This window comes from gamma proteobacterium symbiont of Scutellera amethystina (genome assembly GCF_059730845.1).
In genome coordinates this window covers 2997293-3023456 of record NZ_AP035935.1, presented here as the reverse complement: position 1 = coordinate 3023456, position 26164 = coordinate 2997293, and the positions used below count along the sequence as shown (strand labels likewise).

30 protein-coding genes, 1 other RNA gene and 1 other annotated feature are annotated in these 26164 nt (G+C 58.0%); of the genes, 17 read left to right on the top strand and 14 right to left on the bottom strand.

What is annotated here, in order from left to right; all coding sequences use genetic code 11:
- Window positions 1-29 precede the first annotated feature (29 nt).
- On the top strand, window positions 30-1319 hold the full coding sequence (gene amtB, locus AC6I79_RS14275; protein WP_058775238.1) for an ammonium transporter AmtB: 1290 nt from the start codon (window positions 30-32) through the stop codon (window positions 1317-1319).
- Window positions 1320-1391: 72 nt separating this feature from the next.
- On the opposite strand, the gene tesB is transcribed toward amtB, so the two are convergent.
- Both tesB and AC6I79_RS14265 read right to left on the bottom strand, forming a co-directional pair.
- On the bottom strand, window positions 1392-2255 hold the full coding sequence (gene tesB, locus AC6I79_RS14270) for an acyl-CoA thioesterase II (RefSeq protein WP_211725173.1): 864 nt from the start codon (window positions 2253-2255) through the stop codon (window positions 1392-1394).
- The gene (locus tag AC6I79_RS14265; protein WP_146068777.1) at window positions 2252-2443 is read right to left on the bottom strand and encodes a hypothetical protein; all 192 of its coding nucleotides are present in this window, start codon (window positions 2441-2443) and stop codon (window positions 2252-2254) included. Before AC6I79_RS14265 ends, tesB begins: the two co-directional genes overlap by 4 nt.
- Before the next feature lie 15 nt (window positions 2444-2458).
- Here AC6I79_RS14265 and AC6I79_RS14260 point away from each other — a divergent pair, with 15 nt between their 5' ends.
- Window positions 2459-3016 carry a YbaY family lipoprotein gene (locus AC6I79_RS14260; protein ID WP_021507201.1) on the top strand — a complete coding sequence of 186 codons (558 nt, stop codon included), beginning with the start codon at window positions 2459-2461 and terminating at the stop codon, window positions 3014-3016.
- A 167-nt stretch (window positions 3017-3183) separates the two neighbouring features.
- On the opposite strand, the gene AC6I79_RS14255 is transcribed toward AC6I79_RS14260, so the two are convergent.
- Window positions 3184-3495: an MGMT family protein gene (locus AC6I79_RS14255; protein WP_021507202.1), complete on the bottom strand. Its 312-nt coding sequence runs from the start codon at window positions 3493-3495 to the stop codon at window positions 3184-3186.
- Window positions 3496-3671: 176 nt separating this feature from the next.
- Here AC6I79_RS14255 and ffs point away from each other — a divergent pair.
- Window positions 3672-3768, top strand: an RNA gene (ffs, locus tag AC6I79_RS14250) — signal recognition particle sRNA small type.
- A 128-nt stretch (window positions 3769-3896) separates the two neighbouring features.
- On the opposite strand, the gene AC6I79_RS14245 is transcribed toward ffs, so the two are convergent.
- The 3 genes from AC6I79_RS14245 to AC6I79_RS14235 all read right to left on the bottom strand — a co-directional run bounded on the left by AC6I79_RS14245 (window position 3897) and on the right by AC6I79_RS14235 (window position 5016).
- Window positions 3897-4115 carry an HHA domain-containing protein gene (locus AC6I79_RS14245; protein ID WP_021507203.1) on the bottom strand — a complete coding sequence of 73 codons (219 nt, stop codon included), beginning with the start codon at window positions 4113-4115 and terminating at the stop codon, window positions 3897-3899.
- Window positions 4116-4139: 24 nt separating this feature from the next.
- Window positions 4140-4517, bottom strand: coding sequence for an Hha toxicity modulator TomB (gene tomB / locus AC6I79_RS14240; protein ID WP_021313568.1), 378 nt, complete (start codon window positions 4515-4517; stop codon window positions 4140-4142).
- 145 nt (window positions 4518-4662) lie between these two features.
- Window positions 4663-5016: a hypothetical protein gene (locus tag AC6I79_RS14235; RefSeq protein WP_031279656.1), complete on the bottom strand. Its 354-nt coding sequence runs from the start codon at window positions 5014-5016 to the stop codon at window positions 4663-4665.
- Window positions 5017-5343: 327 nt separating this feature from the next.
- Between AC6I79_RS14235 and AC6I79_RS14230 the strand changes: the two genes are divergently transcribed.
- The 3 genes from AC6I79_RS14230 to AC6I79_RS14220 are packed head-to-tail and all read left to right on the top strand — an operon-like array spanning window position 5344 to window position 7736.
- Window positions 5344-6000: a metal ABC transporter ATP-binding protein gene (locus AC6I79_RS14230; RefSeq protein WP_021507205.1), complete on the top strand. Its 657-nt coding sequence runs from the start codon at window positions 5344-5346 to the stop codon at window positions 5998-6000.
- Window positions 5997-6836, top strand: coding sequence for a metal ABC transporter permease (locus tag AC6I79_RS14225; RefSeq protein ID WP_021507206.1), 840 nt, complete (start codon window positions 5997-5999; stop codon window positions 6834-6836). The genes AC6I79_RS14230 and AC6I79_RS14225 overlap by 4 nt, the downstream gene beginning before the upstream one ends.
- A 21-nt stretch (window positions 6837-6857) precedes the next feature.
- The gene (locus tag AC6I79_RS14220; protein WP_058769397.1) at window positions 6858-7736 is read left to right on the top strand and encodes a metal ABC transporter substrate-binding protein; all 879 of its coding nucleotides are present in this window, start codon (window positions 6858-6860) and stop codon (window positions 7734-7736) included.
- A 44-nt stretch (window positions 7737-7780) separates the two neighbouring features.
- Here AC6I79_RS14220 and ykgO read toward each other — a convergent pair whose 3' ends face one another.
- The 4 genes from ykgO to AC6I79_RS14200 form a co-directional block, all read right to left on the bottom strand.
- The gene (gene ykgO / locus AC6I79_RS14215) at window positions 7781-7921 is read right to left on the bottom strand and encodes a type B 50S ribosomal protein L36 (RefSeq protein ID WP_010616859.1); all 141 of its coding nucleotides are present in this window, start codon (window positions 7919-7921) and stop codon (window positions 7781-7783) included.
- 15 nt (window positions 7922-7936) lie between these two features.
- Window positions 7937-8194, bottom strand: a complete 258-nt coding sequence (locus tag AC6I79_RS14210; protein ID WP_498027342.1) for a type B 50S ribosomal protein L31 — start codon at window positions 8192-8194, stop codon at window positions 7937-7939.
- A gap of 161 nt (window positions 8195-8355) precedes the next feature.
- Window positions 8356-11505, bottom strand: a complete 3150-nt coding sequence (locus AC6I79_RS14205) for a multidrug efflux RND transporter permease subunit AcrB (RefSeq protein WP_021507209.1) — start codon at window positions 11503-11505, stop codon at window positions 8356-8358.
- A gap of 17 nt (window positions 11506-11522) precedes the next feature.
- Window positions 11523-12713 carry an efflux RND transporter periplasmic adaptor subunit gene (locus AC6I79_RS14200; protein ID WP_058757947.1) on the bottom strand — a complete coding sequence of 397 codons (1191 nt, stop codon included), beginning with the start codon at window positions 12711-12713 and terminating at the stop codon, window positions 11523-11525.
- Window positions 12714-12855: 142 nt separating this feature from the next.
- Between AC6I79_RS14200 and acrR the strand changes: the two genes are divergently transcribed.
- Window positions 12856-13494, top strand: coding sequence for a multidrug efflux transporter transcriptional repressor AcrR (gene acrR / locus AC6I79_RS14195; protein ID WP_031279658.1), 639 nt, complete (start codon window positions 12856-12858; stop codon window positions 13492-13494).
- On the opposite strand, the gene rsmS is transcribed toward acrR, so the two are convergent.
- Genes rsmS through priC form a run of 3 tightly spaced genes read right to left on the bottom strand, consistent with a single transcriptional unit; the run spans window position 13491 to window position 14459 of the window.
- A complete protein-coding gene (gene rsmS, locus AC6I79_RS14190) occupies window positions 13491-13646 on the bottom strand; it encodes a pleiotropic regulatory protein RsmS (RefSeq protein WP_021507212.1) in 156 nt (51 codons plus the stop codon). The genes acrR and rsmS overlap by 4 nt on opposite strands.
- Window positions 13647-13654: 8 nt before the next feature.
- A complete protein-coding gene (locus AC6I79_RS14185; protein ID WP_010616865.1) occupies window positions 13655-13900 on the bottom strand; it encodes a GlsB/YeaQ/YmgE family stress response membrane protein in 246 nt (81 codons plus the stop codon).
- Between the two features lie 49 nt (window positions 13901-13949).
- Window positions 13950-14459 carry a primosomal replication protein PriC gene (gene priC, locus AC6I79_RS14180; RefSeq protein ID WP_021507214.1) on the bottom strand — a complete coding sequence of 170 codons (510 nt, stop codon included), beginning with the start codon at window positions 14457-14459 and terminating at the stop codon, window positions 13950-13952.
- A 58-nt stretch (window positions 14460-14517) separates the two neighbouring features.
- On the opposite strand from priC, the gene AC6I79_RS14175 reads away from it, so the two are divergent.
- From AC6I79_RS14175 to htpG, 6 genes are all read left to right on the top strand, one after another.
- Window positions 14518-14901, top strand: a complete 384-nt coding sequence (locus tag AC6I79_RS14175; protein ID WP_058775241.1) for a DUF454 family protein — start codon at window positions 14518-14520, stop codon at window positions 14899-14901.
- A gap of 150 nt (window positions 14902-15051) precedes the next feature.
- Window positions 15052-15603, top strand: a complete 552-nt coding sequence (apt, locus tag AC6I79_RS14170; RefSeq protein WP_031279659.1) for an adenine phosphoribosyltransferase — start codon at window positions 15052-15054, stop codon at window positions 15601-15603.
- 247 nt (window positions 15604-15850) lie between these two features.
- Window positions 15851-17830 carry a DNA polymerase III subunit gamma/tau gene (dnaX, locus tag AC6I79_RS14165; protein ID WP_498027341.1) on the top strand — a complete coding sequence of 660 codons (1980 nt, stop codon included), beginning with the start codon at window positions 15851-15853 and terminating at the stop codon, window positions 17828-17830.
- Window positions 17172-17233 (top strand) — a sequence feature (DnaX frameshifting element). Its footprint overlaps the gene before it by 62 nt.
- Before the next feature lie 49 nt (window positions 17831-17879).
- Entirely contained in the window at window positions 17880-18209 is a 330-nt protein-coding gene (locus AC6I79_RS14160) for a YbaB/EbfC family nucleoid-associated protein (protein ID WP_010616869.1), read from the top strand.
- Window positions 18209-18814 (top strand): recombination mediator RecR, encoded by a 606-nt coding sequence (gene recR / locus AC6I79_RS14155; RefSeq protein ID WP_498027340.1) that lies wholly within the window; start codon window positions 18209-18211, stop codon window positions 18812-18814. The genes AC6I79_RS14160 and recR overlap by 1 nt, the downstream gene beginning before the upstream one ends.
- A 106-nt stretch (window positions 18815-18920) precedes the next feature.
- On the top strand, window positions 18921-20789 hold the full coding sequence (htpG, locus tag AC6I79_RS14150) for a molecular chaperone HtpG (protein ID WP_185749251.1): 1869 nt from the start codon (window positions 18921-18923) through the stop codon (window positions 20787-20789).
- A 128-nt stretch (window positions 20790-20917) separates the two neighbouring features.
- Here the strand turns inward: htpG and AC6I79_RS14145 are convergent, their stop codons facing one another.
- Entirely contained in the window at window positions 20918-21787 is an 870-nt protein-coding gene (locus AC6I79_RS14145) for a LysR substrate-binding domain-containing protein (protein WP_058769402.1), read from the bottom strand.
- Between the two features lie 189 nt (window positions 21788-21976).
- Here AC6I79_RS14145 and AC6I79_RS14140 point away from each other — a divergent pair, with 189 nt between their 5' ends.
- The 4 genes from AC6I79_RS14140 to AC6I79_RS14125 all read left to right on the top strand — a co-directional run bounded on the left by AC6I79_RS14140 (window position 21977) and on the right by AC6I79_RS14125 (window position 26035).
- Window positions 21977-22804 carry a DUF6024 family protein gene (locus tag AC6I79_RS14140; protein ID WP_498027744.1) on the top strand — a complete coding sequence of 276 codons (828 nt, stop codon included), beginning with the start codon at window positions 21977-21979 and terminating at the stop codon, window positions 22802-22804.
- A gap of 151 nt (window positions 22805-22955) precedes the next feature.
- On the top strand, window positions 22956-23600 hold the full coding sequence (adk, locus tag AC6I79_RS14135) for an adenylate kinase (protein WP_021507222.1): 645 nt from the start codon (window positions 22956-22958) through the stop codon (window positions 23598-23600).
- A 115-nt stretch (window positions 23601-23715) separates the two neighbouring features.
- On the top strand, window positions 23716-24675 hold the full coding sequence (hemH, locus tag AC6I79_RS14130) for a ferrochelatase (RefSeq protein ID WP_211725698.1): 960 nt from the start codon (window positions 23716-23718) through the stop codon (window positions 24673-24675).
- A 58-nt stretch (window positions 24676-24733) separates the two neighbouring features.
- Window positions 24734-26035 carry an inosine/guanosine kinase gene (locus AC6I79_RS14125; RefSeq protein ID WP_211725697.1) on the top strand — a complete coding sequence of 434 codons (1302 nt, stop codon included), beginning with the start codon at window positions 24734-24736 and terminating at the stop codon, window positions 26033-26035.
- Window positions 26036-26164 lie beyond the last annotated feature (129 nt).

Genomic DNA, 26164 nt, shown 5'->3' with positions numbered 1-26164 from the left:
GGCTCTGAATTGTGATGGGATGGAAAGAAATGAATAAAGTAATGACTAAGTTGGGCCTCACCAGCCTGGCGCTGTTACCGTCTCTTGCGATGGCAGCTGCGCCTGCCGTAGCGGATAAAGCCGATAACGCGTTTATGATGATTTGTACCGCGCTGGTACTGTTCATGACAATTCCCGGCATTGCCCTGTTTTACGGCGGCCTGATTCGCGGCAAAAACGTGCTGTCGATGCTGACGCAGGTCGCTGTGACGTTCGCGTTAGTGTGCGTACTGTGGATCGTCTACGGCTACTCGCTGGCGTTCAGCGAAGGCAACGCCTTCTTCGGTAACTTCCAGTGGGCAATGCTGAAAAATATCGAGCTGAAAGCGGTGATGGGCAGCTTCTATCAGTACATTCACGTGGCGTTCCAGGCTTCCTTCGCCTGTATCACCGTGGGGCTGATTGTTGGTTCGCTGGCTGAGCGTATTCGCTTCTCGGCGGTACTGATTTTCGTGCTGGTGTGGCTGACGCTGGCCTATCTGCCTATCGCACATATGGTGTGGGCTGGCGGCTTCCTGGCACAGGATGGCGCGCTGGACTTCGCTGGCGGTACCGTGGTGCACATCAACGCCGCCGTTGCGGGTCTGGTTGGTGCTTACCTGGTAGGCAAGCGTGCTGGCTTCGGTAAAGAAGCGTTCAAACCGCATAACCTGCCGATGGTGTTTACCGGTACCGCGATTCTGTACGTTGGCTGGTTCGGTTTCAACGCCGGCTCTGCGTCTTCCGCTAACGAAATCGCGGCGCTGGCCTTCCTGAATACCGTGGTGGCCACTGCGGGTGCCGTGCTGTCGTGGGTGTTCGGTGAGTGGGCGCTGCGCGGTAAGCCTTCACTGCTGGGTGCGTCTTCTGGCTTCATCGCCGGTCTGGTTGCCATCACGCCAGCATGTGGTTATGTCGGCGTCGGCGGCGCACTGATTATCGGTCTGGCCGGTGGCCTGGCAGGTATCTGGGGTGTGACCACGCTGAAGAAATGGCTGCGCGTGGATGACCCGTGCGATGTGTTCGGTGTGCACGGCGTGTGCGGTATCCTCGGCTGTATCCTGACCGGCGTGTTTGCCTCCTCGTCACTGGGCGGCGTCGGCTATGCAGAAGGCGTGACCATGGGCCATCAGGTTTGGGTTCAGCTGTTCAGCTGTGGCCTGACTATCGTCTGGTCTGGCGTGGTCGCCTTCATCGGCTTCAAGCTGGCAGATATGATTGTTGGCCTGCGCGTACCGGAAGAACAGGAACGTGAAGGTCTGGATGTGAACAGCCACGGCGAGAACGCTTACAACCAGTAAGTGCCGGCTGGCAGAAGAGCAGTGCGCTATAACTATAATGATGAGAAAGGGGCGAGATAATCGCCCCTTTTTTTATGCTTCGCGCTGACGCATCACCCCTTCCTGCACCGTCGTCGCCACCAGCGTGCCGTCCCGGCTGAAGAACTCACCGCGCACGAAGCCGCGCGCGCCGGACGCTGAGGTGCTTACCACGCTGTACAGGAGCCACTCCGAGAGATCGAATGGACGGTGGAACCACATGGAGTGGTCAATCGTCGCTACCTGCATATCCGGCTCAAGGAAGCCTTTGCCATGCGGCTGCAGCGCGACCGGCAGAAAGTTGAGATCGGAAGCGTAGCCCAGCAAATATTGATGAATGCGGCGATCGTCCGGCAGCTGGCCATTGGCACGCACCCAGACCTGGCGCAGCGGCTCATCAACGTGGCCTTTCAGCGGATTGTGGATCTGCACCGGACGGATATCCAGCGGGCGCTCGGCGAGGAATTTTTCTTTCAGCTTGAGCGGCAGGTGCGCAGCCAGCCGATGGGCGAGATCCTGCTCGGAGGGCAGGTTATCGGGTCCCGGCACCTGCGGCATGCTGTTCTGATGCTCGAAGCCATTTTCCGGTGCCTGAAAGGAGGCGGTCATGTAGAAGATCGGCTGACCATTTTGTACGGCGCTGACGCGGCGGGCGCTGAAGCTTTTACCGTCGCGCAGGGTTTCCACATCGTAAATAATGGCTTTCTGGCTGTCGCCCGGGCGCAGAAAGTAGCTGTGGAAGGAGTGAATGATACGGGCTTCCGGCACGGTTTGTTTTGCCGCATACAGCGCCTGTCCCACCACCTGGCCGCCAAACACCTGGCGCAGGCCGAGGTCTTCACTCTGCCCACGAAACAGGCCTTCTTCCAGTTTTTCCAGATTCAATAAATTAAGCAGGTTATGCAGTGCCTGGCTCATAACGGATTCCTCAGTGATGCCAATGGCGTCAGTGTGAAAGATCCGACCAGTTTGCGCAACGCTTTTACCCGGTTTTCAGCAGCATGGCGGGGCTTCAGGCGCAAAGCGGATTTTTGTGCCAGAATTAACAGCAATCGGCGGTGGAAAACCCAGCCAATAAATTTACCGCCGACAATCATAGTGTTCATAAGGAGACGACATCGATGAAACTCTGGCATGTAATTAGCGGTATGACACTGGCGGTGGCAATCACAGGCTGTGCCGATCACAGTAAACCCGTGCCGACGCCAACTTTAGGCGCCAGCGTGGCCGGGCAGCCGTCGGCGATTGCCCAGCCGAACGTAAGCGGTTCCGTCTATATTCGCCAGCGTATTGCGCTGCCGCCGGATGCGGTGCTGACCGTGACGCTGGCCGATGCGTCACTGGCGGACGCGCCGTCCAAAGTGCTGTCACAGCGTGTGGTTCGCACCGAGGGCAAACAGGCACCGTTCCAGTTTGTGCTGCCCTTTAACCCGGCCGATATCCAGCCGAACGCGCGCATTTTGCTGAGCGCAGCGATCACCATCGACGGCAAGCTGGCGTTTATCACCGATACGGTGAAACCAGTGATTAATCAGGGGGGAACGAAAGCGGAACTGTTGCTGGTACCGGTGACCAATATGGCGATGCCAACCCAGCCGGGCGCTGCTACCACCGTGCCTTCGACGTCGCCAACCCAGGTTACGCCGTCAGCCTCCGTGCCGGCACCAACCAGTCTGTAAGTTGAAACGGGAGACAGCGCGTTACGGAAGCTGCGCCAGAATGGCACTGCAGAAAGTAAAGGCGCTGTCTCGTCCCTGATCGCTCGGCACACGCCATCCCTGGCGTGTGACGCTTTACTTTCTGCTGTGTCATTCCCGCGCTTTAAAGGGAGTGCGGCCTGTCAGCATTAATACTCCCAGCGATACTTCGCCAGTTCAATTTCTCCCGCATCACTCACTTCAATACCTTCGGCTTCCAGCGCATCGCGCTGACGAAAAAGATCATCGCCCTGTAGCGAAATACGACCATGACGATTAATCACGCGGAACCACGGCAGTTTGCTGCCTGGCGGCAGGCGCCGCAGCACGCCGCCCACCTGACGTGCGGCGCGCGGTGAACCGGCCAGCAGCGCGACATCGCCGTAGGTCGTCACTTTACCGGCAGGAATAGCGGCAACAATTTGCCAGACGCGCTCGGAAAAATTGCTCTGTTCACTCACTGACGCACCTCGTCTGCGGGAAAAGCGCCACTTTAGCATGCGATTGCGGCTATCTGCAGGGTTTTGCCGCCGGCCTGTTCAAGAAACCAACGGTTGCCCGGCCTGCGCTTGCAATTGCCAGGGGCTTCCCCGATAATGCCAGCGCTCTCAACATGAGAGCTCGTCAATGGGGGCCCTGTTGGTTCTCCCGCAACGCTAACTTGTGAACTCGGTCAGGTCCGGAAGGAAGCAGCCGCAGCAGGCGACGCGTGTGCCGGGATGTAGCTGGCAGGGCCTCCACCATTTCTGCCCATGCAAAATCCCTGCGCGCAATGCGGCACAGCACCGTATCGGCACTCCTTTGCCTGCCTGTCATCCGTGGAAATAAAGGTGAGTAACGAAGCGACCTGCGGGGAGAAAACTTAGCGGACGTACTTCCAGACAGATCCGGGCACTTTGTCATAGAGCTTGTTCATGGTCAGCTCGGCCAGACGGTGATCGGCTGCGGAGTAAAATACCGCTAACTCATCATCGGGTAATTCATACTTGTTCTTTTCAATCACCCGTTCAAGGGTGTCAATTGAGCGACAACGACGCAGTCGCATCAAATAGTCTGTTTTGGTTAAGGCTGGGTTGCTCATAAATAAACCGGTCTCACTCTGATGCTAAAAGGAATGGCTGGGTTGCTGGAGATAAGCGCACTCTTCGGCAAACAGATTAAATAAGCGTTTTGCTGAACGTTGCCACCGTTGAAGATCCTGGGTATTGATTCCATAGCTGCTAAACAGCATAAAGGTATCATCAAGATATTCATCGATTTGCGTAATCAGCGCTTCATCTTCAACATGCTTAATTTTGTAATTCATCGTGAAAGAGGCGATATGCTCAATCAAATCGTTGAGCTGTAAATTGCCTGGCGAAGTGGGATCATTAACCCAGCCGTGATGGCTGTCGGTTAGCGTCGCCATACTTTCGTCAAACAGGTTCTCACACAGAAATTTAAGCTGGGCAATATCATGCCGTTTCGGTGAGTATTCGTCCATCTTTTTCCCCTCCATAGCGAGCACAGTTACCGCGACGCGGCGAGATTTGGAAAAGCTACCAGGGAGCGATCACGAATAAAAAGAATTCAGCGACCTTTTAAATATAATCCACAATCATTAGTTTTGCTCACCCAATTACTAAATATTACAATTCGTCGCACGGTGACGGGCGGGTATTGTCTATCACCTCAAACACCAGCGCACCGGGCGTTGTCTGGAACATAACTTCTTCACGTTGGGTAAAGGTTTCATTTAAATCAAGGCAGGGATTAAATAAATCCCACGTGAAATCGTAAAGCATTTTAAATCGTTTGTGGCCGACGGGCTGAATGGAAATAATGGTAAAACTGTCAGGAACTAATTGCGCGTTTTGAGAATACCACTGTAAATCGCCGGCAAGGTCCTGGGCTATTTTGAGAATATTCCCCTGGATAATCTGGCGTAACTTGCCGCAATCATCCTCATTCACGTCAATATCACTATGAATAATAGACTGCATTCTGCATCCCGTAAAAAGCAAGGAGAGTTCTATCATTGGCTTTCAGCTCTGAGATTGCAAGCCATTGGTAAACAGAAAGGGCGATTGCTGCGATGGGCGCTGGCTTGATGGCACAAATCGCCCAGGCGTTTCGCCACTGATCAACTTTTGAAACACTTTCCTCCGCGCGTCATGATGACGCCATCAGGTAGTATATTGTTATGTTATAACATTTTGGTTGCCTATCATGAATCACAGTGGATTACTTCTCTCGCTCGGCGGGCGCCTGCTGGTAGCGCTACTGCTGAGTAGCCTGCTGGCTTTAGCCATCGTCTGGGGCCTGCACCAATGATGCGTTTTCATCGTCTGCAGGGCGGCTATCAGGGCAGGGCGGTGACGCCGGTGGTGAATGGCGAACTGGCGGCCGGCAGTATGACGGCACTGGTCGGGGCCAACGGTACGGGCAAATCAACCTTGCTCAAAACTATCGCCGGACTGCTGCCGCCAGTGGCGGGACGCTGTGAACTGCAGCTGCCGCGAAAAGCGCTGGGCTGGTTGCCGCAGCGCAGCGAGCTGGATACCCGCTTTCCGCTCACCGTCTATGAGCTGGTGGCAATGGGCTGCTGGCCGCGCTGCGGCTGGTTCGGTGGCATCACGCGTGCGCTGAGGCAGGAAATTGATGCCGCGCTGGAGGCGGTGCAGATGCGCGACTTCGCCACTGCGCAGCCCGCGATGCTCTCCGGCGGGCAGTTGCAGCGCGTGCTGTTTGCGCGCCTGATGCTCCAGCGCAGTCAGCTCTGGCTGCTGGATGAACCCTTCAACGGCATTGATACGCCGACGATAACCTTACTGATGTCGATTCTCGAACAGCAGCAGCGGGCGGGCACCACGCTGCTGGTGGTGCTGCACGACAAGCTACTGGTGGCGCGCCATTTTCGTGACGTGCTGTCGCTGGATGAGCGCGACAGTGCGCAGCAACCGCGGCTGTGTCGGGTGGCGTCATGACGTTACTCCAGCCGTTTATTGAGTTTGGTTTTATGCGCCGGGCTCTGGTGGCCTGCATGGCGCTGGCGATCAGTGCAACGCCGCTCGGCGTCTTTCTCTCGCTGCGCCGTATGAGCCTGGTGGGCGATGCGCTGTCCCATGCGGTACTGCCTGGCGCCGCCATCGGCTATCTGGTATCCGGCCTGTCACTGGTAGCGATGGGCATTGGCGGCCTGATTGCCGGGCTGGCGGTGGCGCTGCTGTCCGGTGCGGTCAGCCGTTATACCCACCTGAAGGAAGATGCCAGCTTTTCCGGCTTCTATCTGGGTTCGCTGGCGCTCGGCGTCACGCTGGTATCACTGCGCGGTTCCAGTGTCGATCTGCTGCACGTGTTGTTCGGCTCGCTGCTGGCGGTGGATAACGGCGCGATTGTGCTGGTTGGCAGCATCGCTGCGTTCACCCTGCTGATGCTGGCCGTGATCTTCCGGCCGCTGGTCATTGATGCCTTTGATCCTGATTTTCTGCGTGCGCAGGGAAAATGGAGCGCACCGCTGGTGCACGGCATTTTCCTCACGCTGGTGGTGCTGAATCTGGTGGCGGGTTTTCAGGTGCTCGGCACGCTGATGTCCGTTGGGCTGATGATGCTGCCCGCCACCAGCGCGCGCTTCTGGAGCCGTCACCTTACGCGCATGCTGGCGATTGCCATGCTGCTGGCGCTGATCGCCGCCTTTATCGGCCTGTTGCTCTCCTGGCACTATGCCCTGCCTGCCGGACCGGCGGTGGTACTGAGTGCGGCCGTACTGTTTTTGCTGTCAGTGTTGACAGGACCATGTGGCGGCCTGCTGCGCCGTCGATAATAAGATGACAAGGGGATAGGTATGAAGAAGTTACCGTTGAGTCTGGCGATTGGCGCGATGCTGATTAGCCCGCTGACGCTGGCAAAAACCGTTGATGCCGTAGCCAGTTTTACCGTGCTGGCTGACATCGTTAAACAGGTCGGTGGCGATCACGTTAAGGTGAAATCGCTGGTGGGGCCGGATGGCGATCCGCACACCTTTGAGCCCACGCCGCAGGATAGCCAGGCGCTGGCGCAGGCCGATGTGGTGTTCGTCAGCGGGCTGGGCATGGAAGGCTGGATGGACCGGCTGATTAGCGCGTCCGGCTATAAGGGCACGGTGGTGGTCGCCTCGAACGGCGTCAATACGCGCAAAATGGAGGAGGATGGCAAAACCATCACCGATCCACACGCGTGGAACAGCATGCACAACGGCGTGATCTACGCCACCAACGTGATGAACGCGCTGATCAAAGCCGATCCGGACGATGCCGCCGACATCCGTCACAGCGGTGAACGCTATATTCAGCAGTTGCAGAAGCTGGATAGCTGGGCCAAAAGTGAATTTGCCGGCGTGGCGCAAAGTAAACGCAAGGTACTCACCAGCCATGATGCCTTTGGCTATTTCGGCCAGCGCTACGGCGTGACATTCCTCGCGCCGGTGGGCTTCTCAACCGAAGCGGAAGCCAGCGCCAGCGATGTCGCCGCTATCATCAAACAGCTCCGGGCCGAGCATATCACCACCTACTTTATGGAGAATCAGACCGATCCGCGTCTGGTGAAACAGATCGCCAGTGAAACCGGTGCGCAACCCGGTGGCGAGCTCTATCCGGAAGCGCTGTCAGCGGCCAGCGGGCCGGCGCCCACCTATGAGGCGGCGTTTAAGCACAACGTGGAAACTCTGCTGCACAGCATGAAGTAAAAAAAAGGCCGGGGAGCATCCCGGCCAATTATCACGACACTTTCCTAACGTTTTTTCTTTCTTCCCTGCACCGCCTTAAAGCGCGGGTTGGTTTTGCAAATCACATAAATACGACCTTTACGCCGCACGACTTTGCAATCTTTGTGACGGGTCTTGGCAGACCGCAATGAACTGACAACTTGCATGTGGCTGAACTCCGGTTATTTGCTGCGCGTCAGGAAGCTGCCAAAACGCTTGTTGAAGCGCGCGGCGCTGCCCTCTTTGGCAAACTCTTTCTGTTTACCGGTGTAGTAAACGTGCGACTTCGACGACACATCGAGCGTGACGTACGGCAGCTCTTCGCCCTCAAACTGGATGGTACGATCGGTCTGAATCGTCGAGCCGACTTTGAAGTATTCGTCGACGGTGGTGTCATGGAACACCACAAGACGGTAGTGCGGATGAATGTTTGGTTTCATAATAGTGCTCTCGTGTAATGTTATAATATAACAATATTATGAACCTCGCGCCGCAGGATTGCAACCACGCTTCCGGTGCGGATTTGTCATGGAACGTGCGGAGCAGGGGAGTGCGCAATAAAAAAGGCCGCTTGCGCGGCCTTTTAGCAGAGAGAAATCTATCAGTGAGGGTGATCGACCGGATGGCCCTGTTCCAGCTCAGACTTGTTCTTGCTGAAACGGCGGCGCACCACCACGAAGAACACCGGCACGAAGAAGATCGCCAGCGCGGTGGCCGTCACCATCCCGCCCATTACGCCGGTACCGACGGCGTTCTGTGCGCCGGAGCCGGCACCGCTGCTGATCGCCAGCGGCAGTACGCCGAGGATGAACGCCAGCGACGTCATCAGAATCGGACGCAGACGCATACGTGAGGCTTCCAGCGTCGACTCGACCAGCCCTTTGCCTTCCTTCTCCATCAAATCCTTGGCGAATTCGACGATCAGGATGGCGTTCTTCGCCGAGAGACCAATGGTGGTCAACAGACCCACCACAAAGTACACGTCGTTACTCAGACCGCGCAGCGTGGTGAAGAGCAGGGCGCCAATCACACCCAGCGGCACCACCAGCATGACCGCGAACGGAATCGACCAGCTCTCATACAGCGCGGCCAGACACAGGAACACCACAATCAGCGAAATGGCGTACAGTGCAGGCGCCTGGTTGCCGGACAGGCGTTCCTGATAGGACATGCCGGTCCAGTCGTAGCCGATACCTGCAGGCAGCTTCGAGGCGAGGCTCTCCATCAGGTTCATGGCATCACCCGAGCTCTTGCCCGGTGCCGCCTGACCCAGGATCTCCATTGATGGCAGACCGTTGTAACGCTCCAGACGCGGTGAACCATACTGCCACTTCGCCGAAGAGAAGGCAGAGAATGGCACCATGGTCCCGGCGCTGTTGCGCACGTACCATTTGCTGATGTCATCCGGCAGCATGCGTGAGTCGGCCTGACCCATCACGTACACTTTCTTCACGCGACCACGGTCGATGAAGTCATTGACGTAAGAACCGCCCCAGGCCGCACCCAGCGTGGTGTTGATGTCGGACAGCGACACACCAAGCGCCTGCGCTTTTTCCTGATCGATAATCAGTTTGTACTGCGGCGTATCTTCCAGCCCGTTTGGACGCACGCCCACCAGCGTATCCGGATGCTGGGCGATCATGCCAAACAGCTGGTTACGCGCGGCGGTCAGCTTCTCATGGCCGAGGTTACCCTGATCGATCAGCTGGAAGTCGAAACCGGTGGCGTTACCCAGTTCGATAATGGCCGGCAGGTTGAACGGGAACACCATGGCATCTTTAATCTGACCCAGCGCCTGCATCGCACGTCCGGCAATCGCCGGCACTTTCAGGCTGGCATCACCACGCTCATCCCATGGCTTCAGGCTGACGAAGGCGATACCGGTGTTCTGTCCACGACCAGCGAAGCCAAAGCCGTTAACGGTAAACACCGAATTCACGCTGTCTTTCTCTTTGGTCAGGAAGTAATCCGTAACCTGATCCAGCACTTTCTGCGTACGCTCCTGGGTCGCACCGGCAGGCAGCTGCGCCTGTGCCAGTAACAGCCCCTGATCCTCTTCCGGCAGGAACGAGGTAGGCAGTTTCAGGAACAGGTAAGCCATGCCGACCACAATCAGCAGATAAATCAGCAGATAGCGACCGGTGCTGCGCACAATGTGGCCGACGCTGTCGACGTAATGGTTGGTGCTCTTGTCAAACAGGCGGTTAAACCAGCCGAAGAAACCGGTGGTTTTGCCGTGTTCACCTTTTTTGATGGGCTTCAGCATGGTGGCACACAGCGCTGGCGTCAGAATCAACGCCACCAGCACCGACAGCGCCATCGCCGAAACGATGGTGATCGAGAACTGACGATAAATCACCCCGGTTGAGCCGCCGAAGAACGCCATCGGGATAAATACCGCTGACAGCACCAGCGCGATGCCAACCAGCGCGCCCTGAATCTGTTCCATCGAGCGTTTGGTGGCTTCTTTCGGCGGTAATCCCTCTTCCGCCATGACGCGCTCAACGTTTTCCACCACCACGATGGCGTCATCAACTAACAGGCCGATGGCGAGCACCATGCCGAACATCGTCAGGGTGTTTATCGAGTAGCCAAAGGCACTGATGATGGCAAAGGTGCCCAGCAGTACTACCGGCACGGCGATGGTAGGAATCAGCGTCGCGCGGAAGTTCTGCAGGAACAGATACATTACCAGGAACACCAGCACGATGGCTTCGAACAGCGTTTTCACCACTTCGAAAATGGAGATCTTAACGAATGGTGTGGTGTCGTACGGGTAAACGGTTTTCATGCCGGCCGGGAAGAACGGTTCCAGCTTGGCCAGTTCCGCTTTCACCGCGTCGGCAGTATCCAGCGCGTTGGCGCCGGTCGCCAGTTTGACACCGATACCGGAGGCTGGTTTGCCGTTATAACGGGCAATGATTTCGTAGTTTTCACCGCCGAGTTCAATTTTCGCGACATCGCGCAGGCGCACCTGTGAGCCGTCCTGATTGACCTTCAGCATGATGTTGCCGAACTCTTCGGTCGAGGTCAGACGCGTCTGGGCAATGATCGAAGCGTTAAGCTGCTGACCCGGCACCGGTGGGGTACCGCCCAGCTGACCGGCGGCCACCTGGGTGTTCTGGGTTTGCAGCGCGCTGATCACATCCACCGGCGTCAGCTGGTAGTTGTTAAGCTTGTGCGGATCGAGCCAGATACGCATCGCATACTGCGCACCAAACACCTGAGTATCACCGACGCCAGGCGTACGGCTGATCGGATCTTTGATGTTCGACGCTACGTAGTCTGAGATGTCGTTCTGCGTCATGCTGCCATCTTCGCTGACGAAACCGGCGACCATCAGGAAGCTGCTGGAGGATTTTTTCACCTGAATCCCCTGCTGCTGTACTTCCTGCGGCAGCAGTGGCATTGCCAGCTGCAGTTTGTTCTGCACCTGCACCTGAGCAATGTCGGCGTCAGTGCCAGACTGGAAGGTCAGCGTCAGCGTCAGCGTACCAGAAGAGTCACTGCTCGAGGACATATACATCAGCCCGTCGATGCCGTTCATATTCTGTTCGATAACCTGCGTTACCGAATCCTGTAGCGTTTTCGCATCTGCACCCGGATAAGATGCCTGGATTTCAACTGCCGGCGGCGCAACGTTGGGATATTGCTCGATCGGCAGTTTGATAATCGATAGCGCACCCGCCAGCATAATAATGATGGCAAGCACCCAGGCAAAAATGGGGCGATCGATAAAGAACTTAGCCATGTATCAACGGCTCCTGTTTATGACGATGATTTAGCAGACTGAGATTCCGGTGCGGCTTTGGCATCATCTTTGACTTCCTGCGGCGTCACCTGAGCACCCGGTTTAGCACGCTGAATACCGACGGTAATCACGCGATCGCCCTCTTTCAGGCCATCGGTCACCAGCCATTTGTCGCCAAACGCCTGGTTCGCGGTAATCTTACGCACTTCGACTTTATTATCCGCGCCCACTACCATCGCGGTGGCTTCACCGGTTGGCGTGCGGGTTACGCCGGTCTGCGGTACCAGCAGCGCCGTCGGGTTAGTGCCCTCATCCAGACGTGCACGCACGAACATGCCCGGCAGCAAACGATGATCCGGATTCGGGAAAATCGCGCGCAGGGTAATCGAGCCAGTGGTTTCATCCACGGTAACATCAGAAAATTCCAGTGTGCCCGGCTGGCTGTATGCGCTACCGTTCTGCATCAGCAGGGTAACGTTAGCTTTGCCGTCGTTCTGCTTCAGCTGACCCGACTCCAGCTCGCCGCGCAGGCGCAGAAAATCATCGCTGGATTGGGTCACATCGACGTACATCGGATCGAGTTGCTGCACGGTCGCCAGCGCGGTGGTCTGGCCGTTCGACACCAGCGCACCTTCCGTCACCGAGGATTTACCAATGCGGCCGCTGATTGGCGAGGTCACTTTGGTGTACGCCAGGTTAATGCGGGCGGTTTCCACATTGGCCTGCGCCGCCTGTACGGCTGCTGCGGTCTGCGCGGCGGTGGCCGCGGCGTTATCGTAGTCCTGCTGGCTGATATATTTGGTACCCAGCAGCGGCTTGTAACGATTCACCGTCAGCTGGGCAACGCGCGCGTTGGCCTGAGCCTGGGCTAAATCGCCTTTTGCGCTGTCGTACGCGGCCTGATAGGTGGCGGGATCGATCTGGTACAGCGAATCGCCGGCTTTAACATCACTGCCTTCAACAAAATTACGCTTGAGAATGATACCTGACACCTGCGGACGCACTTCAGCCACGCGGAACGCCGAAGTACGGCCTGGCAGTTCGGTGGTGATTTTCAGGGGCTCGTTTTTTAACGTGACAACACCCACTTCCGGGGGCTGCTGCTGGGCGGCTTGCTGGGATTTATTATCATCACATCCTGTTAACAAAAAGCTGCCTGTAAGCATCACGGCGGCCGCCAGAGGCGCTAATCCTCTGTTTTTATTCATAAATAAACCTCTAGTGTCCGATATCAAATGATCAATGGATCACAAACCGTTAAACCCATTGCTGCGTTAAAACACGGGTCGTGCTATGGTACATACATTCACAAATGTATGTAAACTTGCCAGTTTGTAAAAACAGTCCTCTATGGCACGAAAAACCAAAGCGCAAGCACTTGAAACGCGACATCAAATTCTGGATGCCGCTCTAGCTCACTTTTCTGAACACGGTGTGGCCGCCACCTCACTGGCGGATATCGCCGCGGCCGCTGGCGTCACGCGCGGCGCTATCTACTGGCATTTTAAAAATAAAGCCGATCTGTTACAGGAGATCTGGCTGCGCTGCGACGCCGGGCTCGACGATGTGGAACTTGAGTATCAGACAAAATACCCTGGCGATCCACTTTCTGTAATGCGTTCGATGCTGATCTATATCCTTGAAGCCACAGCAAAGGATCCACAAAGACGCGCATTAATGGAGATTATCTTCCATAAATGTGAGTTCGTTGGCGAAATGTCGACGTTAATGGCGATGCAGCAGGGGCTGCTGCAGGCGTGTTATGACCGCATCGAAGAGGTGCTGCGCAGCTGTATCGAGGCCGGGCAGCTCCCGGCCAGCCTCAACACCCGTCAGGCGGCGCTGCTGATGCGCGGCTACATCAGCGGCATGATGGAGAGCTGGTTGTTCAATCCGCAAAGTTTTGATCTGGTGAGTGAAGCGCCGCAGGTGGTCGAGGCATTTATAGATATGCTGCGCCTGAGCCCGACGCTCGCCGGCACGCGCTAAGCGGTGCGCTCGGCCGCCAGCTTCTGCTCATAATCGCGCTGGACAATCGCCAGCGCAGCCAGCACCGTGGCCGTGGGTACCTGGTTTTCCTCCAGCAGCTGAATTAAATCGACCGCCAGCTTGATGTCGTCCGGCGCGGTATCCAGCGTCATAGTGTCTCCTAAATACGTAGTTTAGCGGCGACCAGCAGCATTAGCAGAGCACCGGCCAGCGCCACGGCAAAGCCCGTCGGATGCAGCGTACCGAGGTCACCCGTGGTGAAATACGTGGCGATGTAGCCGCCAATCAGCGCGCCGATCACCGCCAGCACCAGCGTCGGTACCAGTCCGCCGGGACGGCCGGGAAACACCCTCCGCTTCAGCCAGCCGGCAGCCAGGCCAATAATAATCCAGATGATAAGGGTCATGCTTTTCCTCCCGTCAGCGCTGTTTCCAGTATAGAGGAAAGCGAACGGCTTACGGCTGCGCCGCGATCTCCAGTTTATGCAGCGCGGCGCGGCAGCGCGCCAGCCGCTCCTGCAGAATCTCCACCTCGCGCATCAGCTGCTGCTGCACGCTCAGCGTTTCAGCGCGTGCCAGGTGCTGTTCGCGCTGCTGCAGCATGGCCAGCAGTCGCGTTTCATAGCCGCGGTACTCATCACGCTTCGGCTGCAGCGGATCGCGACGCGGCCGTTCACGCACCACGCGCAGTTGCTGGCTACTGCACTCGCGCTGCAGCGCGGCAATCTGGTCCAGCACCTTCTGCGCCAGCCACTGGCGGCGCGACGCATCACTGTCGGACGCCGCGAGCTGCGCCGCATTGTGCTGCAGCTCTTGCAGATAGTCAGCCAGCCGCGTGCCTTTGCAGCGAAACAGCTGCGCGTCAAAGCGCGGCTGACGGCAGCTACCGTCCGGCTGCTGCGCAATCTGCTGGCGCAGCGTGTCAATCATTGCGTGCAGACGCTGTTGGGCGGGCAGTTGAGGCATCACTTCGATTCCGTCTGTGTTAACGTAGCGCTGTTGTGACATTTTTCAGGCATCTGGCATGCAGCGCATTTTACTGTTAAGCCTTGGCTGGCTGGCGATTGTGCTGGGCACGCTGGGCATTGTATTACCTTTACTACCGACCACGCCATTCGTGTTGCTGGCCGCCTGGTGTTTTGCCCGCTCGTCGCCACGCTTTCACCACTGGCTGCTGTGGCGCTCGCCGTTTGGCCGCTATCTGCGCCACTGGCAGCAGCATCGCGCCATGCCGCCCGGTGCCAAAAGCCGCGCCATGTTGCTGATTGTCATCACCTTTGCGGTTTCAATCTGGCTGGTGAAGCTGCTGTGGCTGCGCATCCTGCTCGGTGTGATGCTGGCGCTGCTGCTGCTCATGCTGTGGCGCATCCCGGTTGTAGCAGAAAGTGCGAACCCGCACGAACCGTAGCATCAGGGTTGCATTTAGCCGGCTGTTTGCTTAGATTTGGGCATCTTCGTGCGTGGCTTCCCTTTGAGAAACGACTTCGCTTAACCCGGTTTCCGGGTATTGGCGCTGTGGGAGCTGCGCGTTTTAGATATTTTTCCAGGCGTAACCTTTATGACCGCAACTGCGCAGCAGCTTGAACTGATCAAAAACAGCATCAAAAGCATTCCTGACTATCCGAAGCCGGGCATCCTGTTCCGTGACGTCACCAGTCTGATGGAAGATCCGCAGGCGTATGCCGCAGCGATCGCCATTCTGGTAGAGCGTTATCGTAATAAAGGCATCACCAAAGTGGTGGGCACCGAAGCGCGTGGCTTCCTGTTCGGGGCGCCGGTTGCGCTGGGTCTGGGCGTGGGATTTGTGCCGGTGCGCAAGCCGGGCAAACTGCCGCGTGAAACTTTCAGCGAAAGCTATGAACTGGAGTACGGTTCAGACGCGCTGGAACTGCACAAAGACGCCATCAAACCCGGCGATGTGGTGCTGGTAGTGGACGATCTGCTGGCAACCGGCGGCACCCTTGAAGCCACGGTGAAACTGATTCGTCGTGCGGGCGGTGAAGTTAAAGACGCCGCGTTCGTGATCAACCTGTTTGATTTAAGCGGCGAAGCGCGCCTGAACGCGCTGGGTATCGACTGCTATAGCCTGGTCAACTTCCCCGGCCACTAAGGCCATCGCGCCGCCCGCCTTCATGCCCGGCGGCGCCACTCTTCGCACTCCCTGACAGGCGTATTCCGCCCTGAAGCGCAGCGCGCGACGTATCACGGGTATAGGCATATCCGGCTGTGGCTGTTACACTCCTGTCAAAATAAACAGGGTTTGCGTCACCGCATTTTTCCCCTAAGTCCCACGGCAGAATCGGCGCAACTGAGCGTGCTGCTGTGCCAGGTTAAACAACTCCAGTGATTGAATCCACATGAGCTATCAGGTACTTGCGCGAAAATGGCGTCCCCAGGCTTTCGCCGACGTAGTCGGTCAGGAACATGTGCTGACGGCGCTGGCCAACGGGTTGTCACTGGGACGCATCCATCATGCCTATCTGTTTTCCGGCACGCGCGGCGTGGGGAAAACCTCGATTGCGCGTCTGCTGGCCAAAGGCCTCAACTGCGAAACCGGTATCACGGCCACGCCCTGTGGACAGTGCGATAACTGTCGCGAGATTGAACAGGGGCGCTTTGTCGATCTGATCGAAATCGATGCCGCCTCGCGCACCAAAGTGGAAGACACGCGCGACCTGCTGGATAACGTGCAGTATGCACCCGCGCGCGGGCGCTTTAAGGTCTATCTGATCGATGAAGTGCATATGCTGTCGCGCCACAGCTTTAATGCGCTGCTGAAAACGCTGGAAGAGCCGCCGTCACACGTGAAATTCCTGCTGGCGACCACCGATCCGCAGAAGCTGCCGGTAACCATTCTGTCGCGCTGCCTGCAGTTCCACCTGAAAGCCCTCGACGTCGAACAGATTCAGCAGCAGCTGGCGCACGTGCTGCAGCAGGAGCAGATTGACGCCGAGCCGCGCGCGCTGCATCTGCTGGCGCGCGCCGCCGACGGCAGTATGCGCGATGCGCTCAGCCTCACCGACCAGGCGATAGCCATGGGGCAGGGCAGCGTCACGCGCGACAGCGTGGCGCAAATGCTGGGCACGCTGGATGATGAACAGCCGCTGGCACTGATTGAAGCGCTGGTGGAAGGCAACGGCGAACAGGTGATGGCGCTGCTGAATCAGGCCGCATCGCGCGGCGTGGAGTGGGAGGCGCTGCTGGTGGAGATGCTGCGTCTGCTGCACCGTATCGCGATGGTCCAGCTGCTGCCCAGCTCGCTTGGCGATGATGATGCCAACCAGGCGCAGCGCCTGCGCGAACTGGCGCGCGTGCTGCCGCCTGCTGACGTTCAGCTCTATTACCAGACGCTGCTGATGGGGCGCAAAGATTTGCCGCTGGCGCCGGATCGCCGGCTGGGCGTGGAAATGACGCTGCTGCGTGCGCTGGCGTTTCATCCGCAGGCCACCATCGCTGAACCGGTGGCGCGCCCGTCGCTGACGCCGCAGGCCGCGCCGGCCGTTGCCGCGCCAGCGCCTCAGACCAAAGCCGCACCCGCTGTGGCCGCGCAGCCGCAGATGGCACCGCCGATGGATGAGTCGCCGCCGCCGGCCGATGATTATCCCGATATGGCGCCGGCCCCGGATAACTTGCCCGACGCCACCAGTCAGCTGTTACAGGCGCGGACGCAGCTGCTGCGTCAGGGAGCCGGCAAAGCAAAAAAGAGTGAGCCGGCAGCGCGTTCCGCGCGGCCGGCAAACCCGGCGCTGGAACGTCTGGCAAGCGTCACCGAGCGCGTGCAACAGCGCGCGTCTGAGCCGGCGGTAAAAGCGCCGGCGAAACCGGAAGCGTATCGCTGGAAAGCCCAGCAGCAGGAGGAGATTAAGCCGGAGCCGGTGGCGACGCCAAAAGCCTTGCGTTCTGCGCTGGAGCATGAGAAAACGCCAGAGCTGGCGCTCAAACTGGCGGAAGAGGCGCTGCAGCGCGATGCCTGGGCGGCGGAAATCGCCACGCTGACGCTGCCGAAGCTGGTCCAGCAGGTCGCGCTGAACGCGTGGAAAGAGGTGAATGAGCAGGGCGTGACGCTGCATTTGCGCAGCAGCCAGCGTCATCTCAACTCTGCCCCGGCGCGCCAGGCGATTCAGGATGCGCTGAGCCAGGCGGCCGGCCAGACGGTTGAACTGACCATCGTGGAAGACGATAATCCGGCGGTATTGACGCCGCTGGAGTGGCGTCAGGCCATTTATGAAGAGAAGCTGGCGCAGGCGCGTCAGTCGATCGAAAGCGATACCCACATTCAGACGCTGCGTCGCTTCTTTGATGCGGACCTGGATGAAGAGAGTATCCGACCCGTATGATCACGCTGTCGCGCAGTGTTGCGCGCAGCCCCAGCAGAGAGAGAAAACTATGTTTGGTAAAGGCGGATTGGGCAACCTGATGAAACAGGCCCAGCAGATGCAGGATAAAATGGCCAAAGTTCAGGAAGAGATCGCCGCACTGGAAGTCACCGGCGAATCAGGGGCTGGCCTGGTCAAAGTGACCATCAACGGTGCGCACAACTGCCGCCGCGTGGAAGTCGATCCCAGCCTGCTGGAAGATGACAAAGAGATGCTGGAAGATCTGATCGCTGCGGCGTTTAACGATGCGGCGCGCCGTATTGATGAAACGCAGAAAGAGAAGATGGCGTCCGTCTCTGCCGGTATGCAGCTGCCGCCTGGCTTCAAGATGCCGTTCTGATGCAAACCAGTCCACTGCTTGAAGCTTTGATGGAGTCGCTGCGCTGTTTACCGGGCGTTGGCCCGAAATCGGCGCAGCGCATGGCGTTTCATCTGTTGCAGCGCGATCGCAGCGGTGGCATGCGTCTGGCGCAGGCGCTGACCCGCGCCATGGCAGAAATCGGCCACTGTTCCGACTGCCACACCTTCACCGAGCAGGAGATCTGCACCATCTGCGCCAATCCCCGCCGTCAGCAAAACGGCCAGATTTGCGTGGTGGAGAGCCCGGCGGATATCCACGCCATCGAGCAGACCGGCCAGTTTGGCGGTCGTTACTTTGTGCTGATGGGCCATCTGTCGCCGCTGGACGGCATCGGCCCGCAGGACATTGGCCTGGATCGGCTGGAGCAGCGCCTTGAACGTGAGACGCTGCAGGAGGTGATCCTCGCCACCAACCCCACGGTGGAAGGCGAAGCCACGGCTAACTATATCGCCGAGCTGTGCGGCCAGTATGGCGTTGATGCCAGCCGCATCGCGCACGGGGTTCCGGTCGGCGGTGAACTGGAAATGGTCGACGGCACAACGCTGTCGCACTCGCTTGCCGGACGGCACAAGATTAAATTCTGACCACTTGCCGGTATCCTGCTGCGATACCGGCTTGAAATTCTTCCCACCATCCCCATTTCACTCTCAACAATTGATCAACCCCGATTCTGTTGAGGTAGCAATGACCATGAAAGGACAAGAGACGCGTGGCTTCCAGTCAGAGGTAAAACAACTTCTGCACCTGATGATCCATTCCCTCTATTCAAACAAAGAGATTTTCCTGCGTGAACTGATCTCCAACGCCTCCGATGCGGCTGACAAGCTGCGCTTCCGCGCACTGTCGACGCCGGATCTGTACGAAGGCGATGGCGACCTGCGCGTGCGTATCTCGGTCGACAAGGAAAAACGCACGCTGACGCTGAGCGATAACGGCATCGGTATGCGTCGTGATGAGGTGATTGAAAACCTCGGCACCATCGCGAAATCCGGTACCAAAGCGTTTCTGGAATCGATGGGTTCCGATCAGGCAAAAGACAGCCAGCTGATCGGCCAGTTCGGCGTCGGTTTCTACTCGGCGTTTATCGTGGCTGACAAAGTGACGGTACGCACCCGTGCCGCGGGCGCCAAAGCCGACGAAGGCGTGTTCTGGGAATCCGCTGGCGAAGGCGAGTATACGCTGGCGGAGATTGAGAAAGCCGATCGCGGCACCGAAATTACGCTGCACTTCCGTGAAGGCGAAGATGACTTCCTCGACGCGTGGCGCGTGCGCAACGTGATCAGCAAATATTCCGATCATATCGCGCTGCCGGTGGAGATCGAGACCAAAGACGAAGAGAACGATACCGTCACCTGGGAGAAGATCAACAAAGCCCAGGCGCTGTGGACGCGCAACAAAGGCGAAATCAGCGACGAAGAGTACAACGAGTTCTACAAACACATCGCCCATGATTTCAGCGATCCGGCCATCTGGAGCCACAACCGCGTCGAAGGTAAGCAGGAGTACACCAGTCTGCTGTACATCCCGTCGCGTGCGCCGTTCGACATGTGGAACCGCGACAGCAAGCACGGTCTGAAGCTGTACGTGCAGCGCGTCTTCATCATGGATGACGCGGAACAGTTCATGCCGAACTACCTGCGCTTTGTGCGTGGCCTGATAGATTCCAGCGATCTGCCGCTCAACGTCTCCCGTGAGATCCTGCAGGACAGCCGCGTCACGCAGAGCCTGCGCGCCGCGCTGACCAAACGCAGCCTGCAGATGCTGGAAAAACTGGCTAAAGACGACGCAGAGAAATATCAGCAGTTCTGGAAAGAGTTCGGTCTGGTGCTGAAAGAGGGCCCGGCGGAAGATCATGCCAACCAGGAGGCGATTGCTAAACTGCTGCGTTTCGCCACCACCCAGAGCGAAGGCGCGGCGCAGACCGTTTCACTGGAAGATTACGTTAGCCGCATGGTTGAAGGGCAGGAGAAGATTTACTACATCACTGCCGACAGCTATGCCGCCGCGAAAAGCAGCCCGCATCTGGAGCTGTTCCGTAAGAAAGGCATCGAGGTCCTGCTGCTGTCCGATCGTATCGACGAGTGGATGATGAGCTACCTGACGGAATTCGATGGCAAAGCGTTCCAGTCGGTGAGCAAAGCGGATGAGTCGCTGAGCAAGCTGGCGGATGAAGAGACGGAAGCGCAGAAGGAAGCGGAAAAAGCGCTGGAGCCGTTCGTCGATCGCGTGAAAACCCTGCTGGGCGAGCGCGTCAAAGAGGTGCGCCTGACCCATCGCCTTACCGACACGCCGGCGATTGTCACCACCGACGCCAACGAAATGACCACGCAGATGGCGAAGCTGTTCGCCGCGGCCGGTCAGGATGTGCCGGAAGTGAAGTACATCTTTGAGATCAACCCGGAGCATACGCTGGTGAAACGCGTGGCTGATACGCAGGATGAAGCGCGCTTTGCGGAGTGGGTTGAACTGTTGCTGGATCAGGCGCTGCTGGCTGAGCGCGGCACGCTGGACGATCCTAACCAGTTTATCCGCCGCATGAATCAGTTGCTGACGGCGTAACGCGGTGCGGTAATCGGAACGGTCGGCATGCATGCCGACCCTACCGGTTACCTGGCACCGATTCGACAACTGTCCACTCTCTGTAGGGTCGTCATTAATGACGACCTTTTTATTTATGCTGCCCTTGCTTACTTCAGCGCTTCATCCCGCAACCAATCACGGAACAACGTAATCTCCGCATCGTGCTGGCGTGACCGCTTGGTCATCATCCAGGTGGCACGGTCGGCGCGCACAAACCCCAGCGGCGCAATCAGCGTGCCGTCGTTCAGCTCCTGACGCACCAGCAGGCGCGGCGCCACAATCACGCCCAGTCCGTTTCTCGCGGCCTGAATCGCCAGCGTCAGATTATCGAAATGTTTGCCCAGCCAAAAATTACCGCGCACGCCGCTGATCTTCGCCCATTCGGCCCAGGCCTGCAGGCGGGTATCGGCGTGCAAAAGCGGCAGCGACGCCAGATCCTGCTCGCTGTGAAAACGCGCCGCGTACTGTGGGGCGCACAGCGGGCCAACGTAATCATCGCTGATGAGCGAGGCATCTATGTCGTCGTCCGGCGCCTGTTCATAACTGAGGATCAGCACATCGGTGTGTTCGCTGCGCAGCTGAGCAATCTCGCCCTGCGGCTGAAATTGCACTTCAATATCGGGATAGCGCTGGTAAAAGCTGCTGATGCGCGGAATCAGCCACTGGGATAAAAAACTTGGGGTACAGGCGACGCTCAGATGGTTGCGCATCCCGGTGCGAATACTTACGCAGGTGGTAGAGAGTTCGCTAAAGGCTTTCTGGCAGCTCACCAGCAGGCGTTCGCCGTGAGAGGTTAAGCGCACGCGCCCGTTGGTGCGGATGAACAGAGGTTTGCCCATCCAGCTCTCCAGCTGGCGAATCTGATGGCTGATGGCGCTGTGGGTGACATGGAGACATTCGGCCGCGACGCTAAAGCTGCAATGCAGCGCCGCCTGATGAAAATAGTGCAGTGCACGTAACGACGGAAGCGCGGTCATACTCATCCCCTGTGTAAAAACCTAACAGGGATTGTCAGTTTATATCATTTTAATGTCCAGCCGCATTAACCTAACCTTTCCTGCTTAATCTGGCGGGTTGACGGACCGGCTGCGCTGTGTACAGCAGCGGCGATGTCCGCTGCCAGCGCCAGTTTCACACAGCACAATAATACAGAGAAATGTCACGTGATGACTTCACAACAGGCTACTGCCAGGGCGGCGGCGCGCGATCGGCTGCGCGGCTTGCTGTCCCGTCACTATCGGCTGGAAAATTACGATCTGTTTTTTGCCCCTTCACTGCACATCGCGCGCGTGCTGCTCTCGCAACTGTTTCTGCGCCAGGAGCAGGCGCGCAATCAGACGCGCTACGCCGCGCAATATCCGGTCAGCGAACTCAGCGTGTTGCCGGCCCTGCCGATGATGGCGGGCAATATCGCGCTGGTCGATCACGTCGATATGCAGCAGGGCCGGGTGCGCAATCTCAGTGCCTGCCAGAGCCAGGGCGTGACGCACGCGTCCGGCTCCTTCGCCAGCGTGTTGCATAAACGACTCATCAGCGAGGCACGACTGTTTGTCACCCAGCTGAATCAGCATGCGATGCTGAGCGACGATCTGGTGCTGATTGCGCTGCGTACTCATGATTTTAGTACGCTGGTGCGCAGCGAACTGCGGCTGTTCGAACATGGACTGGCGCTGGGTGACGCGCCGGAACGCGCGCTGGAGAGCATGGCGCAGGACGACTGGCAGCCCTTCAACGTTGCCACTGTCGACAGCCTGACGCTGGATACGCCGTTCACGCTGCAGTCGATTCACCAGCCCGGCCTGCCGTTTGCGCTGCTGCCCTTGCCGCCCGGCAGTGCGCTGCCAGCGTTGCCCGCAGATATGCAGCTGCTGCCCGCGCCGCATCGCCTGTTTTTGCCGGTCAGCGTGCGCGGCAACGGCAATAAGCCGCAGAACGTCACCGCTGCGCTAAAAAAACGGCTGCGCGAGGTGCTCAGAGACAGCCGAAATTCTTAAAAACGCGCCTGCTACTGGCGCACCGCGCTAAAGCAGGTCAAAGTAGGCCTTTCAGCGCCCGGGGGCCCGTTGCCTTGTGGTGTGCGGGTCATAATGGTATGTTCTTGGCCTTCTCAGATTGATCAATGCGATTCGCAAGGGGAATTACGCAATGCGTATTATTCTGCTCGGGGCACCGGGCGCAGGTAAAGGCACTCAGGCTCAATTCATCATGGAGAAATACGGTATTCCGCAGATCTCCACGGGCGACATGTTGCGTGCGGCTGTCAAAGCCGGCACCGAATTGGGCCAGCAGGCGAAAGCCATCATGGATGCCGGTAAACTGGTAACGGACGAGCTGGTGATTGCGCTGGTTAAAGAGCGTATCGCGCAGGAAGACTGCAAAAACGGCTTCCTGCTCGATGGTTTCCCACGCACCATCCCGCAGGCTGACGCCATGAAAGAGGCGGGCATCAAGGTGGATTACGTGCTCGAGTTCGCCGTACCGGACGAACTGATTGTCGATCGCATTGTCGGCCGCCGCGTGCATGCGCCGTCAGGCCGCGTTTACCACATCAAATACAATCCGCCAAAAGTGGAAGGTAAAGATGACGTGACCGGCGAAGAGCTGACTACGCGTAAAGACGACCAGGAAGAGACCGTGCGTAAGCGTCTGGTGGAATACCATCAGCTGACCGCGCCGCTGATTGCTTACTACAGCAAAGAAGCCGAAGCCGGTAACACCGAATACCACAAAATCGACGGCACCCGTCAGGTGACCGAAGTGAGTGCACAGTTGGCCGATATCCTCGGCTAAGTGGTGACCAGGGCCGGTTGTCCGGCCCTTTTGCAGCAATTGCTTTCCCCCTCCGCTTTTTCCGCTACAATTTCCCCCGATTCAGAACCATTGTCTGCGACATCAAGGAAATACAATGAGGCAAGATAAGCCAGGGGTTTTACTGGTTAACTTAGGTACACCAGACGCACCGACCACCGCGGCGGTGAAACGCTATCTGAAACAGTTCCTCGGCGATCCGCGCGTGGTGGATACGCCGCGCTGGTTGTGGTGGCCGATTCTCAATTTCATCATTCTGCCGTTCCGCTCGCCGCGTGTTTCGAAGCTGTACGCATCGGTGTGGATGGACGAAGGTTCCCCGCTGATGGTGTTCAGCAAGCGGCAGCGTGCCGCGCTGGCGCAGCGGCTGGATATGCCGGTAGAGCTGGGCATGAGTTACGGCCAGCCGAGCCTCAACGGTGCGGTTGAGCGTCTGCTGGCGCAGGGCGTCACCAAATTCATCGTGCTGCCGCTCTATCCGCAGTTCTCCTGCTCCACGGTGGCGGCAGTGTGGGATGGCCTGGCGGCCAGCTTTAAACCGCTGCGTTCCCTGCCGGAGGTGGCGTTTATCCGCGATTATGCCGAGCATCCGGCCTATATCGCCGCGCTGAAGGCCTCGGTGGAGCGCTCGTTTGCCCAACACGGCGAGCCGGATCTGCTGGTGCTCTCTTACCACGGCATTCCGCAGCGCTTCGCCAATGAAGGCGACGACTATCCGCTGCGCTGCAAAGACACCACCGACGCCCTGGCCGCCTCGCTCGGCATTGCGCCGCATAAAATCATGATGACCTTCCAGTCGCGCTTTGGCCGCGAGCCATGGCTGATGCCGTACACGGATGAGACCATGAAAAGCCTGCCGGCCAAAGGGATCAAACATGTGCAGGTGATGAGTCCGGGCTTTGCGGCGGACTGCCTCGAGACGCTGGAGGAGATCAGCGGCGAAAACTGCGAAATCTTCCTGCACGCTGGCGGCGAGAAATTTGAATACATTCCGGCGCTTAATGCGGATGATGAGCACATCGAGATGATGGTGCAGCTGGTACAAGCGCGGCGCTAAGGGTGCGGCAGAGAATGTGATATCATTCTCTGCCTGATTTTCCCTGACGGCAGCTTTCATGAAATTTCCCGGCAAACGCAAATCCAAACATTATTTTCCCGTCAACGCGCGCGATCCGCTGCTGCAGGCTTCCCAGCAGGAGCAGGAGGAGGGCAGCTGGGTGGTGGGTATCGACCAGACGCTGGTGGATATCGAAGCCAAAGTCGATGACGACTTCCTGCAGCGCTATGGCCTGAGCGCCGGTCATTCGCTGGTGATCGACGATGCGACCGCCGAAGCGCTGTATAACGAGCTGATGCGCGAGCAGCTGATCAGTCACCAGTTTGCCGGCGGTACCATCGGTAATACGCTGCACAATTACTCGGTGCTGGCTGATGACCGTTCGGTGCTGCTCGGCGTGATGTGTAACAACATCCAGATTGGCGGTTACGCCTATCGCTACCTGTGCAATACCTCCAGCCGCATGGACCTTAACTTCCTGCAGGGCGTCGATGGCGCCATTGGCCGCTGCTTTACCCTGATCGGCGAGCAGGGCGAGCGCACCTTTGCTATCAGCCCTGGCCTGATGAACCAGCTGCAGGCCGCCAGTATTCCGGAAGAGGTGATTGCCGGTGCGTCTGCACTGGTGCTGACATCCTACCTGGTGCGCTGTCAGCCGGGCGAACCGATGCCGGAAGCGACGCTGCGGGCCATCGAGTTCGCCAAAAAGCACAATGTACCGGTGGTGCTGACGCTCGGTACCAAATATGTGATTCAGGATAACCCGCAGTTCTGGCGCGATTTCCTGCGCGAACACGTCTCGATTGTGGCGATGAATGAAGAGGAAGCGTTCGCGCTGACCGGCGAAGCGGATCCGCTGCTGGCCTCTAACATGGCGCTGGACTGGGTCGATCTGGTGCTGTGCACCGCCGGACCGACCGGGCTGTATATGGCCGGGTTCACCGAAGAGGCGTTTAAGCGCAAAACCAATCATCCGCTGTTGCCGGGGGCGATTGCCGAGTTCAACCAGTATGAGTTCAGCCGCGCCATGCGCCATCAGGATTGTCAGCAGCCGCTGCGGATCTTCTCGCACATTGCGCCTTACATGGGCGGTCCGGAGAAGATCATGAACACCAATGGTGCCGGTGATGGCGCGCTGGCGGCGCTGCTGCACGATATTACCGCCAATAATTTCCATCGTCAGAAAGTACCAAACTCCAGCAAACACGCCCGCGAATACCTGACCTACTCGTCGCTGGCGCAGGTGTGCAAATATGCCAACCGCGTCAGTTATCAGGTGCTGAACCAGCACTCCCCGCGTCTGACGCGCGGACTGCCGGAGCGGGAAGACAGTTTAGAAGAGTCTTACTGGGACAGGTAATAACGGCGGGTTGACCAGCGATCCGTCATGGATGACTGCGCTGTGTAAAGCGGTGCGCATGAATGTGTGATGGATATCTGCGCTGTGCGAAACGATGCGCATGAATGCGTGATGGATATCTGCGCTTTG

Excerpts from the sequence above, each read along its gene's own strand:
- AC6I79_RS14160 (WP_010616869.1), top strand. The coding sequence starts at position 17,880 with ATGTTTGGTAAAGGCGGATTGGGCAACCTGATGAAACAGGCCCAGCAG.
- amtB (WP_058775238.1), top strand. The coding sequence starts at position 30 with ATGAATAAAGTAATGACTAAGTTGGGCCTCACCAGCCTGGCGCTGTTA.
- recR (WP_498027340.1), top strand. The coding sequence starts at position 18,209 with ATGCAAACCAGTCCACTGCTTGAAGCTTTGATGGAGTCGCTGCGCTGT.
- AC6I79_RS14210 (WP_498027342.1), bottom strand. The coding sequence starts at position 8,194 with ATGAAACCAAACATTCATCCGCACTACCGTCTTGTGGTGTTCCATGAC.
- AC6I79_RS14260 (WP_021507201.1), top strand. The coding sequence starts at position 2,459 with ATGAAACTCTGGCATGTAATTAGCGGTATGACACTGGCGGTGGCAATC.
- AC6I79_RS14185 (WP_010616865.1), bottom strand. The coding sequence starts at position 13,900 with ATGACCCTTATCATCTGGATTATTATTGGCCTGGCTGCCGGCTGGCTG.
- acrR (WP_031279658.1), top strand. The coding sequence starts at position 12,856 with ATGGCACGAAAAACCAAAGCGCAAGCACTTGAAACGCGACATCAAATT.
- tesB (WP_211725173.1), bottom strand. The coding sequence starts at position 2,255 with ATGAGCCAGGCACTGCATAACCTGCTTAATTTATTGAATCTGGAAAAA.
- AC6I79_RS14245 (WP_021507203.1), bottom strand. The coding sequence starts at position 4,115 with ATGAGCAACCCAGCCTTAACCAAAACAGACTATTTGATGCGACTGCGT.
- ykgO (WP_010616859.1), bottom strand. The coding sequence starts at position 7,921 with ATGCAAGTTGTCAGTTCATTGCGGTCTGCCAAGACCCGTCACAAAGAT.
- AC6I79_RS14205 (WP_021507209.1), bottom strand. The coding sequence starts at position 11,505 with ATGGCTAAGTTCTTTATCGATCGCCCCATTTTTGCCTGGGTGCTTGCC.
- AC6I79_RS14140 (WP_498027744.1), top strand. The coding sequence starts at position 21,977 with ATGACTTCACAACAGGCTACTGCCAGGGCGGCGGCGCGCGATCGGCTG.
- AC6I79_RS14235 (WP_031279656.1), bottom strand. The coding sequence starts at position 5,016 with ATGCAGTCTATTATTCATAGTGATATTGACGTGAATGAGGATGATTGC.
- htpG (WP_185749251.1), top strand. The coding sequence starts at position 18,921 with ATGAAAGGACAAGAGACGCGTGGCTTCCAGTCAGAGGTAAAACAACTT.
- apt (WP_031279659.1), top strand. The coding sequence starts at position 15,052 with ATGACCGCAACTGCGCAGCAGCTTGAACTGATCAAAAACAGCATCAAA.
- AC6I79_RS14200 (WP_058757947.1), bottom strand. The coding sequence starts at position 12,713 with ATGAATAAAAACAGAGGATTAGCGCCTCTGGCGGCCGCCGTGATGCTT.
- priC (WP_021507214.1), bottom strand. The coding sequence starts at position 14,459 with ATGCCTCAACTGCCCGCCCAACAGCGTCTGCACGCAATGATTGACACG.
- AC6I79_RS14175 (WP_058775241.1), top strand. The coding sequence starts at position 14,518 with ATGCAGCGCATTTTACTGTTAAGCCTTGGCTGGCTGGCGATTGTGCTG.
- adk (WP_021507222.1), top strand. The coding sequence starts at position 22,956 with ATGCGTATTATTCTGCTCGGGGCACCGGGCGCAGGTAAAGGCACTCAG.
- AC6I79_RS14225 (WP_021507206.1), top strand. The coding sequence starts at position 5,997 with ATGACGTTACTCCAGCCGTTTATTGAGTTTGGTTTTATGCGCCGGGCT.
- tomB (WP_021313568.1), bottom strand. The coding sequence starts at position 4,517 with ATGGACGAATACTCACCGAAACGGCATGATATTGCCCAGCTTAAATTT.
- AC6I79_RS14230 (WP_021507205.1), top strand. The coding sequence starts at position 5,344 with ATGATGCGTTTTCATCGTCTGCAGGGCGGCTATCAGGGCAGGGCGGTG.
- AC6I79_RS14145 (WP_058769402.1), bottom strand. The coding sequence starts at position 21,787 with ATGACCGCGCTTCCGTCGTTACGTGCACTGCACTATTTTCATCAGGCG.
- dnaX (WP_498027341.1), top strand. The coding sequence starts at position 15,851 with ATGAGCTATCAGGTACTTGCGCGAAAATGGCGTCCCCAGGCTTTCGCC.
- AC6I79_RS14265 (WP_146068777.1), bottom strand. The coding sequence starts at position 2,443 with ATGAACACTATGATTGTCGGCGGTAAATTTATTGGCTGGGTTTTCCAC.
- rsmS (WP_021507212.1), bottom strand. The coding sequence starts at position 13,646 with ATGACGCTGGATACCGCGCCGGACGACATCAAGCTGGCGGTCGATTTA.
- hemH (WP_211725698.1), top strand. The coding sequence starts at position 23,716 with ATGAGGCAAGATAAGCCAGGGGTTTTACTGGTTAACTTAGGTACACCA.
- AC6I79_RS14220 (WP_058769397.1), top strand. The coding sequence starts at position 6,858 with ATGAAGAAGTTACCGTTGAGTCTGGCGATTGGCGCGATGCTGATTAGC.
- AC6I79_RS14125 (WP_211725697.1), top strand. The coding sequence starts at position 24,734 with ATGAAATTTCCCGGCAAACGCAAATCCAAACATTATTTTCCCGTCAAC.